13 protein-coding genes and 1 pseudogene are annotated in these 12991 nt (G+C 62.3%); 8 read left to right on the plus strand and 6 right to left on the minus strand.

Features of this window, described 5'->3' with window-relative positions; all coding sequences use genetic code 11:
* The first annotated feature begins 120 nt into the window (after positions 1-120).
* Positions 121-465, plus strand: coding sequence for an STAS domain-containing protein (locus ACFVUS_RS28225; protein ID WP_387772823.1), 345 nt, complete (start codon positions 121-123; stop codon positions 463-465).
* A 70-nt stretch (positions 466-535) separates the two neighbouring features.
* Here ACFVUS_RS28225 and ACFVUS_RS28230 read toward each other — a convergent pair whose 3' ends face one another.
* The 3 genes from ACFVUS_RS28230 to ACFVUS_RS28240 all read right to left on the minus strand — a co-directional run bounded on the left by ACFVUS_RS28230 (position 536) and on the right by ACFVUS_RS28240 (position 3962).
* The gene (locus ACFVUS_RS28230; protein ID WP_387772826.1) at positions 536-1459 is read right to left on the minus strand and encodes a hypothetical protein; all 924 of its coding nucleotides are present in this window, start codon (positions 1457-1459) and stop codon (positions 536-538) included.
* 412 nt (positions 1460-1871) lie between these two features.
* A complete protein-coding gene (locus ACFVUS_RS28235; protein WP_387772828.1) occupies positions 1872-2795 on the minus strand; it encodes a hypothetical protein in 924 nt (307 codons plus the stop codon).
* Positions 2796-2918: 123 nt separating this feature from the next.
* Complete coding sequence (locus tag ACFVUS_RS28240; RefSeq protein WP_387772831.1) at positions 2919-3962, minus strand: AraC family transcriptional regulator; 1044 nt, start codon at positions 3960-3962, stop codon at positions 2919-2921.
* Positions 3963-4225: 263 nt separating this feature from the next.
* On the opposite strand from ACFVUS_RS28240, the gene ACFVUS_RS28245 reads away from it, so the two are divergent.
* Complete coding sequence (locus ACFVUS_RS28245) at positions 4226-5269, plus strand: hypothetical protein (RefSeq protein WP_387772834.1); 1044 nt, start codon at positions 4226-4228, stop codon at positions 5267-5269.
* Here the strand turns inward: ACFVUS_RS28245 and ACFVUS_RS28250 are convergent.
* Positions 5264-6778, minus strand: coding sequence for an MFS transporter (locus tag ACFVUS_RS28250; RefSeq protein ID WP_387772837.1), 1515 nt, complete (start codon positions 6776-6778; stop codon positions 5264-5266). The genes ACFVUS_RS28245 and ACFVUS_RS28250 overlap by 6 nt on opposite strands.
* Before the next feature lie 182 nt (positions 6779-6960).
* Between ACFVUS_RS28250 and ACFVUS_RS28255 the strand changes: the two genes are divergently transcribed.
* From ACFVUS_RS28255 to ACFVUS_RS28265, 3 genes are all read left to right on the plus strand, one after another.
* Positions 6961-8046: an AraC family transcriptional regulator ligand-binding domain-containing protein gene (locus tag ACFVUS_RS28255; RefSeq protein WP_387772840.1), complete on the plus strand. Its 1086-nt coding sequence runs from the start codon at positions 6961-6963 to the stop codon at positions 8044-8046.
* 338 nt (positions 8047-8384) lie between these two features.
* A complete protein-coding gene (locus ACFVUS_RS28260) occupies positions 8385-8597 on the plus strand; it encodes a hypothetical protein (RefSeq protein ID WP_387772843.1) in 213 nt (70 codons plus the stop codon).
* Between the two features lie 239 nt (positions 8598-8836).
* Positions 8837-9517, plus strand: a complete 681-nt coding sequence (locus ACFVUS_RS28265; protein WP_387772846.1) for a hypothetical protein — start codon at positions 8837-8839, stop codon at positions 9515-9517.
* A 168-nt stretch (positions 9518-9685) separates the two neighbouring features.
* Here the strand turns inward: ACFVUS_RS28265 and ACFVUS_RS28270 are convergent, their stop codons facing one another.
* Entirely contained in the window at positions 9686-9982 is a 297-nt protein-coding gene (locus tag ACFVUS_RS28270; RefSeq protein WP_387772849.1) for a hypothetical protein, read from the minus strand.
* Between the two features lie 210 nt (positions 9983-10192).
* On the opposite strand from ACFVUS_RS28270, the pseudogene ACFVUS_RS28275 reads away from it, so the two are divergent.
* From ACFVUS_RS28275 to ACFVUS_RS28285, 3 genes and pseudogenes are all read left to right on the plus strand, one after another.
* Positions 10193-10638, plus strand: a pseudogene (locus tag ACFVUS_RS28275) (DinB family protein).
* Between the two features lie 249 nt (positions 10639-10887).
* A complete protein-coding gene (locus tag ACFVUS_RS28280; protein ID WP_387772852.1) occupies positions 10888-11214 on the plus strand; it encodes a helix-turn-helix domain-containing protein in 327 nt (108 codons plus the stop codon).
* Positions 11211-11885, plus strand: coding sequence for an ATP-dependent Clp protease proteolytic subunit (locus ACFVUS_RS28285; protein WP_387772855.1), 675 nt, complete (start codon positions 11211-11213; stop codon positions 11883-11885). The genes ACFVUS_RS28280 and ACFVUS_RS28285 overlap by 4 nt, the downstream gene beginning before the upstream one ends.
* A 170-nt stretch (positions 11886-12055) precedes the next feature.
* Here the strand turns inward: ACFVUS_RS28285 and ACFVUS_RS28290 are convergent, their stop codons facing one another.
* A complete protein-coding gene (locus ACFVUS_RS28290) occupies positions 12056-12970 on the minus strand; it encodes a LysR substrate-binding domain-containing protein (RefSeq protein WP_387772858.1) in 915 nt (304 codons plus the stop codon).
* Positions 12971-12991: the final 21 nt, after the last annotated feature.

The raw sequence follows: 12991 nt of genomic DNA on the forward strand, positions 1-12991 counted from the left end.
TAGTGAAATGGGCAGCACGGGTGTCGGGCCGGTAGGTCACACGCCGCTGTGCTCCGAGTGTCACCGCCGCGAATTCATGAACGCCGACCGTGGTGTCGTGCTGTCGGCTGGGGAGGGGCGATGAGCGCATCGGCAACCGCGTTGACGACGTCGCTGCAACGTGTGGGCTCGATTTCGGTGTTGAAAGTTGACGGTGAAATCGACCTGGTGAGTTCGCCGCGGTTCGGTACCGCACTGGCTGAGGCATTGTCCGAGCACCCCGCGGTGCTCGTGGTGGACATGGCCGGAGTCGGATTCTGCGGTTCGGTCGGTATCAGCGCGCTGCTGGGAGAGTCCGAGCCGGTCCCGGACACCGAACTCAGGATCGTGGCGTCCATGCCGGTACGCCGACTGATCGAGGTGGCAGGCATGGACGAGGTGCTCCCACTGTTCGACACTCTCGAGGCCGCCTGCGCCACATCGTAAGTCGTCTTCACCGGAGAAATCGAGGATCTCACCGCCGGCCATCACCCCTGAGCGCTCGGATCGCAGCGAGCTAGACGGCTGTCGGAAGTTTGTAGCGGGCGCACAGTTTGGTCCACGCGTAGTTGCCGTGCACCCACGCCCGCAGGCTGCGGGCGATTTTGCGTTCGGCCGGAGTCAGTTCCGTCAGCGAGAGGAGGGCTCGAATCTGGTCGTCCTGCTGGGCGAGCAGGTGTGTGTACATCGCGACGCTGTCCTCCAGTACGGATTCCAGACTCCGATCAGCACTCATGACCGTCACGAAGTTCAGCGAGTCTTCCTCTTTCGCAACCGAATACAGATCGTTGACGATCGCGCACAACACGGCACTCGTCTGACGTACCTCTCGGAACAGTCGCACATGCGAGTCCTGGATCTCTCCCCACGCGAGCTCGAGCAGGTCGAAGGGAGGGAACAGGCCGATGCTGAGTGTTCTGAGGTACCGGTAGGCGCGAGGGGAGGGTACGAGAGCCGTTTGCCGATAGGGCATTTCGAACAGGCAGCCGTGGAAGAAGAGCGTCATACTCGTCGCGAATCGGTCCATCCAGGCCTCACTGGCGAGTCGGCCGCATTGGTCGCGGAAGTCCTTCAGCGCCATGAGGTATGCGTTCTTGCCCGGCGTGCCGCCATGGCGAAGAATCTGCTCACACCCGTCGAAGATCTCCATGGCCGCGGTCGGATCGGTGCCTTCCCCGTACTCGTCATCGAAGACGAACATCCAGCCGATCAGCTTCGCTGCCAACTCGATAACCACGGCGGGTGCTCCCGGTAGCGCATATGCAGCGCAACTCCAGCAACATGTTTGCTCGAAATGCCCGTCGGCATCGAGACCGTACTGGCGTGCCCATCGAAGCACCTGCTTCCGAACATGATCCATTTGTGGACTCGGGACGACTGACTCATGTGGCAGGCGCTGGACTGCCGCCAAGATTTCACTCATGTGAGCCTGCGAGTTCATTGGCTCTCCTAGCTGGTAAATCTTCCCTCGATACATGCATTGACGAGGGTGGTAGAGGATGTTCTCGCGCGCGGCCGAGCGGCGAATTCAACCCGGAGTACGAGGGGCAATCGAGAACGGTGATGTCGTGATGGCTCCATGATCGGCGGCGCTCGATTCGATGTGGCTCTGTGCCAGCACAACGCCCTTGGTCCTCGGAGGTGTCCTCCTGTGTTGCCCGCCGAGAAATTCATTCTCCCTCAGGCTCGTTGGCGGGAGAGGTCGACTGGGATATCGAAGGGGTAACGACCGAGGGCCCTCCAGCTACACCGTGGAGTGACCCTGGGAATGTGATCGAGAAGCGCCTGATCGGCGGCGGACAGCTACTTGTGGGCGAAGTCGGCGAGGAAACCGCAGTGGAATGGCGCGTTACCTACCGTCGCTGATCAATGCCGACTTGAAAGTTGAAGTAGTAGTAGAGATTCCCTATCGCGAGATTGGCTATATTGTCGGCGGCGACCAGGGAAGTTATCCATTGCGTTTCTGGAACGGGTATGACCGCCAGGTCTTTCGGAAGTGCCTCTCGTGCAAGATATATCTCTCGCATACACACGCCGATGGTCGACCCTAGGCTGGATATGGGATGACTGGGCGGAACTTCGTAGGGGTCGGTGATATCTGAGGAATTCGATTCCGGATAACGCGAGTGATCAAGGAAGCGTCGATGATTCAGCAGTTGTAGATATGTCGCGGCCGATGTGCGAAGCCTTATGAAACTGGGCAACGTGCGTATCTCGGTGAGGACATCGTGGTCGTCATTGACTTCGCAGAGATCGACCAGATTGATCTGATAGACGGGGGAGTGGCTACGGATACAGCGTGCACCTCGAGCGGACCTATTGGCGACAACGGTGGAATAGGCATCCCACAGCCATGTCGTCATACCGGTCGTGAACGTTGATCGCCAATCATTCGAACGCCCCGACGAGAGGTCCTGCCACAGGTTCCCCCACGCGGTGGCCAGCGGGTTCGCCGATGCCCGATCGCAGCGGTTGGCCAGGATGGCCTCGACCGTGGCCCGGCAGGTGGCCGGGTCGCGAGCCGACTCGCCGTGCGTCAACTCTTCATCGAGCGCGAAAGTCCATGCGACATAGCGAGATTGGGTTGCGAGGGAGATTCCGTCTGTGTGCGGATAGCGGATTGCCGCGCACCACGCCGGACAGTCGCGCTCGAGGCGCTCGCGGGTGGCGGCCCTCGTGACGAGTCCACTGTCGAGCAACCAGCTCCACGTCGACCGGTGTGCCTCGGCGATCGCGTCGATGGCATGTACCGGCCGGGGTTGAGGATTCGATTTCATCCGACGCTCTCAGAGTCCGGCTCCGGGTTCACGCACCACGCACGACCACGGTCGCCCTGGCCTTGTCACATCCCTGAAGGAGAGTGTGCCGATCCGAAACTCTCATCGCACCAAAGGATTTCGCTATGGTGCGGCGTTGCCGGCAAGAATAGTTTTGTTCTCCGCGGGTTCGATACGGTCCGAATCATGAAGAACTGACGTTTTGCAATGTTGCTGGTCGCGGAACTGCCCTGGCGTGAGGCCGGTTTCTTCCTTGAAGGCGCGGTAAAAATGCCGATCGGTGGAGAATCCGCAGGCCGCGGCAACGCCGGTCAAGGCGCGTCGCGGATCGGACCGCAACAGCCTCCTCGCATGCTCTATTCGGATGCGCCGAAGGATCGACCCCGGCCCGCCGAAGCCGTCGCACACCCGATACAGGGTGCGCCGCGAGATAAGGCACGCCCGTGCTATCTCGTCGACGGTGAGTTCCGGGTTCATGAAGTGCTTGCGGACGTGGGAAATTACCTGCTGCCGCAGTGTTTGTGTGTCCGAGTAGGACAGTGCCGGTTTTCCGATGGTCAGCAGTACTGCGGAGGCGAGCATCCCCGGAGCATCGCTGGCGAGCACGGCGACGGCGTTGTCGACCTCGCCGGTCGGCAACTCCGCCAGACCGCGGAAGAAGCCGGCGATCACGCCGAGTCCGCCGGTCGCGGGAATCGCTGCGGCAGTGGGCAACTGATCACGGTTGAGTCCGGCATGGTCGAGCACCAGTTGCATGGGAGCGCGCACCATCGCGGAAACGCTGTTGTTGCTGGTGTGGCTTTCGAGCGGGAGTCCGCTGTCGAAGAAGGTGATCGTGCCCGGGGTCGAGACCGCGATCCGGCCGCCCTGCTCGGTCCAGTTGGTTCCCTCCAGCATGATATTGACCAGCAGGAACTCTTCGTTCGAGCGGGCGACATGCCGTCCGGTGCGTAGTGCGCGCTGTGCACTGGCCTGCATCCGTGAGACTGCGAAGCTGTCGAATTGTGCGCTGCTCAAATGGCCGCGCCAGGGGCCTTCGGCGAGCGGTTCGATTACCGACGGAGCCACCGCGTCGGCCATTACCGCCTCCCACTGCTCGAAGGCTCGCTGGGGTGCGAGGGTTGGTGAAGACGAGACCTCGATGGCTCCGACGACGGGTTGCTCCACGGTGGCATTCTCCCACCGCGCACCGGCTAGCAACAATGTTTCGCGGACTTGAGCGAACATATCGTTCCGACTTGAAGGTATGTTCCGATCGCTTGATCGACTTCGGGGCTTCGCAACCGAGCAAATTCGCGGAATTTGTCCTGAATGTCGTTATCATTGAGAGCGGGCCGCAACGACGGGGTTGCGTGCGGTTCGTCCCACAACGAGGACCCGACCACCTGAGGGGGCGGCGGCCTCGCTTAGAGTGAATCTGGGTCCTGAACATGAACGAACGCGAACTTCAGCAGATGGAGATCATTCTTCCTTTTCGGCCCCGCAGGCATCCGGGTGGAACCAGGGCGCAATGCTATGCGCGGACCTGGGCGACTCGATTCGAGCTTCTCCCCGATGATGACTCGCAATCGCGATTCGACACCCTCGGGTACGGTCGGTTCGCCTCGTACTGGTGCCCGACTGCGGCTTTTGTCGATCTTGTACTGCTCGTCGAATGGATCACACTCTTCTTCACCTTCGATGACTTACAAGATCTTGCGATGATGACGGACAACGTCGGTGAATACGATGCGCTCCGGTACGCGGCCCTCGATGTCGTCCATCGGCGCCCACGGCGCAATGGTGACAATCCGCCGGTCATCGCGGCACTGGAGAACCTGTGCGGTCGGACTTTTCCGCGGCAGAATTCGGACGCGGCTCGTCGATTCGCATTGAATCTCGAGATATGGCTGGTGGGACATGCGAGGGAAAACGTGTTCCGCTATAGCGCAACGACGCCCTCACTCGCGGAGTATGCGCGGTTGCGCCGGGATGCGTCCACGGTTCTGCCCACCGTCGATCTCACGGAAATTGCCGAACGAGCTGTCATTCCCGACGCCTTGTACTTCGGCCCGTCTTATCAGGAAATAATCGCGACCACGGCGGATATCATGTGCTGGATAAATGATCTCCATTCCCTTTCCGTCGAAACGGTCTCGGAAGATCCTATTAATCTGGTCACCGTGCTTCGGCGTCACTCGGGCCTGAATTTGGAGGATGCTGTTGCCGAAGTCAGGAAGTTGATCGAATCTCGCGTTGAAGACAACAGGGCGGCAGTACTCGGAATTCGATCGGAGATGGATACGCTTAACCTGGATGCGCAGGTGCGACATGCGGTCGAGCGTTGTATTCGTAACTGTCACTCCGCGACCGCTGGCATGGAGCTCTGGGATAGAACGGATACGGTGCGTTTTACGGGCAACGCGCCAAGGTTTTCCCATATCGCGCCGCAGTCGAGAAGCGCGGTCTCGCCGAATCCTCGGGACATCTCATGATTCGCCGCCTGCGCTGGGCCGGAGTAGCAGCCAGCCAGCGATAGCGGCTACTGCCGCAACACCTCCGGCGGCAAGGGCTGCGGTGTGAAAGCCTTGGAGGAAGGCATCTTTGACGACATCGCCGAGTTGGGCGCCGGCGGGACCCGGAACGGATCGAGCGGCCTGAACCCCCGCCAGCATGGAGTTCGCCGCCGCATCGCGTGCGGTCTGCGGCAACGGGATATCGGCTGAATCGGTGGCTATCTTCCCGGAGTAGACCGAGGCGAGAATCGAGCCGAGTACGGCGACTCCCAAAGTCCCGCCGAGTTCGCGACTCGTATCGTTCACCGCGGACCCCGCACCGACCTGCCCGGTTGAGAGCTCGTTGAGCACCATCAAGGTCGCTGGTCCCGCGACCAGCGACACCCCTGCGGCCAGCGTGACCATGACGGGCACGATCACGCCCCAGTACGAGGTGATGGCGTCGTACCGCAGGGTCAGCCAGAAGGCCGAGCCCATGACCAGCGATCCGAGCACGGCGGTACGACCCGCTCCGAGCTTCGATCCCAACCACATACTCGGTCCGGCGAATACCGTCATCGCGATGGCGAAGGGCAGTGTTCGGAGGCCGGTTTCCCAAGGCGAAAACTCTTTGATGCCTTGGAAATATTGAGTCATCAGAAATACGAATCCCATGAGCGCGAACATGCCGAATGTCAGCAGCAGTGCCGCCGCGGCGAAGTTTCGGTCGCGGAAGAGGCGGATGTCGAACAGTGGCGATGGAAATCGACTCTCCCAGACCACGTAGGCCGCGATAACCGCTGCGCCGAACACGATTCCGCCGATGGTGCGGGTGGTCAGCCAGCCGTGGTTCGGGGCCTCGATCACGCTGTAGACGACGATCGAGATGCCGGCCATCGACAGCGCCATGCCGCCGAGATCGAAGCGTCCGGCGTCGGGATTTCTACTGGGCGGAATAAGCGCCGCGACCGCGACCAGGGCGATGGCACCGGCGGGAACATTGATCCAGAAGATCGAACTCCACGAGTAGTGGTCGAGCAGCCAACCGCCGACTACCGGGCCGATCGCCGCGGCGACTCCGGCCACCGCGGCCCACGTCGCTACCGCGATCGCGCGTTCGCGGAGGTCGTCGAACAGGATCACCACGATGGCGAGGGTGGCTGGAAATACAAGTGCGGCAAACAGTCCCAAGCCCGCTCGTGCGGCGATCAATTGCCCCAGGTCCTGCGATATCGCCGCGAGCGCGGACACCACCGCGAAACCCGTGATTCCGATCAGGAGCACGCTCTTGCGGCCGAAGCGATCACCCAGGTACCCGCCGGTCAGAAGTAGGCCGGCGAATACGAGTGTGTACATGTCCACCACCAGCTGCAAACCGGAGGTGCCGGCATTCAAATCCAATGAAATCTTCGGCAGCGCGACATTGACGATGGTGTTGTCCAGGAACACGAGCAACTCGGCAAAGCACAGGGCTGCCAGCCCTAGCCATCGAATCATCTTGGAACGCATCGGTTGTGGACCTTCTTGTCTGTGGCGGACGGTATCGCGCCGGAACCGGGATCGAATCGCCCTATGTGTGCCCGGCATATGTGCCGCGTTCTGGACGGCCTCAGGTCACCGTATGAGCGGCAAGGAAAAGCCGGAATGACCCGATGGGGCGGAAGCGTGATACTTTCGGCACGGTGGAGGGAATGTCGTGGGATTTTCGACGCGGCGTCGTCGGAATCCGGCATATGGTCCAGGTGGGAATCGATCACGGGATCTCGGAGCGTCGCCTACTCGCCTCGACGGGACTTCTTCTCGCCGATCTGGACGCCGCCGACCTGGAAGTCGAAGCCGTGCAAGAGCTTTCGGCCGCGCGTAATCTGGTGCAAGCGCTCGCAGACCCACCCGGGCTCGGCGCCGAGGTCGCGATGCGCTTCTCGCTGGCGAACTTCGGCCTACTGGGCTTCGCGATGCTCAGCAGCCCCACCGCCGGTGACGCTCTCCGAATCGCACTGCGCACCTTGCGGATCGGCAACCGATTCATCGATATCACCGCCGGCCTCACCCAAACGACAGGGCGGATCACGTTCCAGCACAAGGACCTTCCCGCCGACGTCCGAGCCTTCCTACTCGAACGCGACCTCGTCCTCATCTTCGGCGTGATCGTGTTGCGTTGCCTCAGCCCACAACTCGTCCACCGCCTCGGCGACACGCGCTTGGAGCTCGCACTTCCCGACGACCGCACGGCGAAGGTGATCGATGGCATGACCACGATGCTCGCCGACCTCGCACACGACCCGATGCGACGGTTCCGGATCGTCGCCAACCGCCCCACCACAGAACTGACGTTCCCCCTCGACCTTCTAGCCGAACCAATGTCGATGCCGGATCCGGCGACCGCCGCCCTGTGCGAACAGCACTGCCTCGACCTATTGCGGAACCGACTCGACCGAGGCCCACTCGCCGCCAGAATCCGCGCCATACTCCTACACGAAATCCACACCGCGCCAACCGCAATCGAAATCGCAGCCCGACTGAACATGGACCGCCGCACCCTGCACCGACGACTCACCGAGGAAGGAACCAACTTCCGGAACCTCCAAGAGCAGACCCGCCACGCACTGGCCATCGACATGCTCGAAACCCTCGACCTCACAGTCAAAGAGACCGCAACCCGCCTCGGCTACACCAGCGCCGCAGCATTCAGCAGATCCTTCACTCGATGGACCGGCACCCCACCCAGCGCCCACCGCCACCGTGAACTCACTCCACCCATCACCGATCCTTCCTAAGCCTCGGCCCGGGCACGACTGCCAGGCGAATAGGGCAACCGAGCATCGGAGAGCATCTCGCGAACAGCCCCACCACCCTGACGACATCGACTGTGTCCGAACACTATTCGTGACGATCGCCGCCACCGTTGGGCAATCATCGGCATAGAAGCAAATTCATACCCGGCATCGTCTTCGGAAGTGTGCACAGGTCGGTTCCCCAACCGGGCCCGAGTCGGAGCTCGAACTCTGCCGCAACGGTTTAGCAGCCGCTGGCTCACAAGGGAAAGCTGTTGCCGAGGCTCGGGAGGTCCGTGTATGCATGAACGGCAGATACTTTCAATCGTTGGGGGACATTGATGATCGAGAATTTGCAGGCGCCCTATAACTCCTCGACCGCGCCGCAACAGCGCTGGGAGTACCAGGTGGGTAGCCTGATCCGCCCCAGCGACAAGCACATCCTCGGGCACCTCGATGAGATGTCCCAGGACGGCTGGGAGTTGGTCACCTCGACGGTTGACGGGTGGTGGCGACGCCACTACTTCTATTGGCGCAAGCCGGTCAACGCTTGACCGCCTAGCGAGCTCCGGAGTCACAGGGCTTCCAGCTCTGCCGTATTCCGTGCTGGTAGTAGAAGACGCCCGCGATGACCAGCCGCTTTCTGCGCTTCTAGCTGGTTGACCGCAGCTGTCGGGCTGAACGTATTCCCGTAGTTCGTTGCGCAACCAGAACTTTCGGAATACAGTCGATCGTAACTACTACGCTAGGTAGTAGTCGAGGGTGTCTCGCGAGGTTCGACGGGGGGTCGGCAGTGATCGCAACGGTCCATTTTGCGGACGTTGGCACGCGTAAGACGTTGTCCGCTTTGCGAATTCGTCCAGATGGCAGGGTGGATGGACTGCGCTTCGGCACTACGGCCTTCGCGGCCGATATCGGCGGAGCGTTCATTCCGAAACTCACGGTGAGCCGGTTGGCGTTTGTAGGCTTCTGGGACGACGATTCGGCCCTCGAGACCTTCCAAAATACCCATCCGCTCGCCGAGATACTGGCCGACGGCTGGCAGGTTCGACTCGAGCCGATTCGAGCCACCGGCACTTGGCCGGGACTGCCCGACATTGTCGCGAGCGATGGCCCTGACACACAGTCGCCCGCAGCCGTTCTGACCCTGGGCCGCTTACGAAACAGCCAAGCCCTTCGCTTTCGGCGCTTCAGCATGATCGCCGAACGGCACGCGAAATCGGCCACCGGCCTGATCTGGGCTACCGCCATCGCCCGTCCGCCGCTGGTGGCAACCTTCTCGCTGTGGGAATCGGCCGCCGATTTGCGTGAATACGCCTACGCCGCGGGCGGCCACACACAGGTTCTCGAGGCCGACCGGGCACAGCCATTCCATCATCATTCGGCGTTCGTCCGATTCCGGCCGACCAAGTCGATCGGTCACTTGACCGGCCCCAATCCGCTGGCGGAGGACTGGGTCAACGGCTCACGGTAGGTAGTCAACGGTGCACCGGGCAACTCGACAATGACGGTCCGGGTCCGACCAAGAGCCAGCGGCGACCACGGCAAGAGTCCGCTCATTTCGCGTCCCACGTAATTGGAAGTGGCCAGCCGGACCTGGCTGAAGATCAACGGCCCTCGGCATCTCGGCTCACCTGGATGGCTACCCCGCTGGCTTGTTCTCCCTACGCATGAGCACGGCCGATCCCGTGGTGATGACAAGTCCGCCGACGATCAGGAACCCATCCGTCGAATTACGAAGAGACCGTTGCTGATCGAAGGTTCTAGTGACGGTGTGGCCCTTCTCGGTGTCGGTGCAGACATGATCGGACTCCATGTGATGTCCTGCGCATTCCACCGGTACCAGTAGTAGCCGCGCCGTTCCGGCAATGAGCAACAACAGGCCCACGCCGATGCCGATGAGATGCGCGATTCTCAGGGAGCGTCGAGATGTTCCCATGTGCGTCCTAGCCGTGAAAGAGATTGGGGGATAGGGGTTCAAGAGGGAGCATAAGTACCGCCATCGTCGGGACTGAACGCGCACTACCGGCGAGTCTCGTGCGGACGATCAGCGGCCCTCGGATAAACCCGGCACGATGGACGAGTGGAATCGACCCAGCAGAACGAGACATACGAGCAGGCCGGCGGGCGCGAAACCCTTACCGGCGTCTTGGAATTCCATCGAGAGACACTGGCTCGCAAGTGTTCCGGACTCACCGCCGACCAGCTTCGCCTGCGAGCTGTGGAGCTATCACGATTGTCGCTGATCGGACTGGTCCGCCATCTGACCGATGTCGAACTGGGCTGGTTCACCCGCATCCTTCCGGCGCGGATACCCCGTTCGTGTATTGGCAGAACGACACTCCGGACGGCACCGACTTCCACGTCGACAACGCCGACGTGGAGGAATCACTTCGGTTGTGGCACAGCGCATATGCTCGATCGCGTGCGATAGCCGATGCCTGCGCGTCGCTGGACACCTTCGGAGTGCACCAGCCAACCGGCGACCGATACAGCCTGCGCTGGATCCTCACTCACATGATCCAGGAATACGCCCGTCACAACGGGCACGCCGACCTTCTCCGTGAACGAATTGACGGCCAGACCGGCGATTAGAGTCGTTCGCCCGGAAGCGAACCTTCTCACCCGCACAAGCCGCGTACCGCGCTGACCTGCCAGCGCATCGGCCGAAGATCAACCGGCAGAGTCGCTTTGGGGTCAACGAGTATGTCCGCTATAGCCGATGAGCGTGCGTAGGGCCGCAGCGGCTGATCAGGTGGATTTCGCGGCTTCCTCCAGGTCATTTTGCCCAACCGCGTCGTGCAAGACCTAGCGATATACCTAATATGAGATATCGTTGTAGGTATGAAGGACGAGGCAACCCAATCGCCGGAGGAGGACAACCTCCCAGCGCTGCCCGGGTTTCGGGAAATGGCGTTACGCAAGATGTCGCAGGATCAGGCCCGGTTGATTGCGGAACTGGCAGCGCGGCGGCGGGCGGCTGGGTTGTCTCAAACCGAGGTTGCCGCTCGTATGGGTACCTCGCAGTCGGCGGTCGCGCGGCTCGAGACCGAGAACGTCGATGTACGAACCTCGACCTTGCATCGGTACGCCGCCGCGGTCGGTAGCCGGATCACCTCGCACGTGACCAGTGCGACAGCTGAATCGAATCGGATCGGAGATCAGTCTTGAGGATCGAGACGAGCACGCCCACCTCCCACTGGCAGCCGTGGCCCTCGGAGTATCCCACTTTCTATCCGGCCAAACGTGAAGAGCCGCAGTCTATTCCGGCCGCGCAGCCCCCGACGCATGTGTGGATCGACCCTCATTCGGACAATCCGGTGGAACCATTGGCGACCCCGCGCACGGTCTTCGCGCACGGTCGCCTGGATTCCGCCACTGCCACCGAATTGTGCGCTCGGTTGCTGACGTTGGACGCGGAGAGCGACCAACCGATCCGTCTCGAAATGTATGGGCTGGAAGCGGATCTGCTCGACGCCAGCGCGGTCACCGATGTGCTGGACGTTCTCCGGGCACCGGTAAGCGCGTACGTGAGCGGCACACTCGCCGGGGCGGCGCTGGGAATGCTCGCGGCGTGCAAGCACCGCTACGGCTACAGAACTGCGCAGTTCGTGTTGCGGGAACCGTCGGTGCATCTGGAAGGTGGATTCAGTCGTGTCGAACCGCGACTCGAACACGCGCGAGCCATGTTCGGCGAACTCGTTGCTCGACTGGCCGAACTCACCGGCCGCGACATAGACCAGATCCGTCATGACCTCGAGCAGCAACGCGCCCTCACCACTTCCGCCGCAGTGGATTACGGGTTGATCGAGGGCCCCGCGACCCGCGAACAGTCGCGCTGAACGCAGAGCCAGCCAACTGCCCTGATGCGAAGGAAGCACCCATCGCAAAAGCGGGTGCTCCTTCGTCATCGGAAGCACCACGCCTTGGTGATCGCCGAACGGACTCAACTGCCGCGTGCCGCGCTGACCGGTCGCACGGCGGAAGCTCCACCGGCCGTGTCGATCCGGGATCAGACGAGGGCGGCTTCGGTGCTTCCGATGATGGTGCGGACCTCGGCGATCATGCGGGCGATGAGATGCTGTGGGGCGCTGTCGGTCCAGACGATGGCGAGGTCGGACGCGGGTGCGTCGACCACCGGGCGCCACACCACGGCGGTACCGGGGATCCAGCGGGTCAACGGTTCGGGGGCGAGCCAGACGCCTTTGCCTCGCGCCACCATCATCAGGGCGTCCTCGACCTTGTCGACGACCGAGCCGCGCAGGGCAGCGGTGCCGTCCGGGCGCGGGTCGGCGAGCCAGTGGCAGAGGTTCTGTTCGGACAGGTAGATGTCCGGGCGCAGGACGGGCTCGTCGGCCAGTTCGGCGAGTGACACCGATTCCTGCTGAGCCAGTGGGTGTTTCGGTGACAAGGCCACCATGCGCGGGTCGCTGCGGACGGTCGCGTGCTGGAATCGGTCGTCGCCGAGCGGGAGCCACATGAATGCGGCGTCGACCTCGCCGGACAGGAGCAGCGCGCGTTCCTCGGGTGGGGTGTGCACAGTGGTCAAGTCGACCTCGAGCCCGGGGACCGCGGCCTCCATGGCATCGGCGACCTCGGTGGCGAAAAGCGCTGTGGCATACGGGCAGCAGGCCAGGCGCAATCGGCCGAGGCGGCCGCGGTCGGCGGCGCGGACTCGGTCTTGGAGATCGCCGAGGTCCGCCACGACGGCATTGCCGCCGCGCGCGAGTTCCTCGCCGGCGGGCGTGAGCAGGACTCCTCGCGAGGTTCGGACCAGCAGTGTCACGCCAATCGCTCGTTCGAGCTGCTGAATCTGGGTGGAGACGGTCTGCTGGCTCAGGTGCAGGCGCGCGGACGCACGCGTGATGTTGAGTTCGGCCGCGACGGCCAGAAATGACTGCAGCTGACGGATATCCAGGTCGATCACAGCAGCCACCCTATCGTTCGC

The organism is Nocardia sp. NPDC058058, from assembly GCF_042885355.1.
Taxonomy (GTDB): Bacteria; Actinomycetota; Actinomycetes; order Mycobacteriales; family Mycobacteriaceae; genus Nocardia.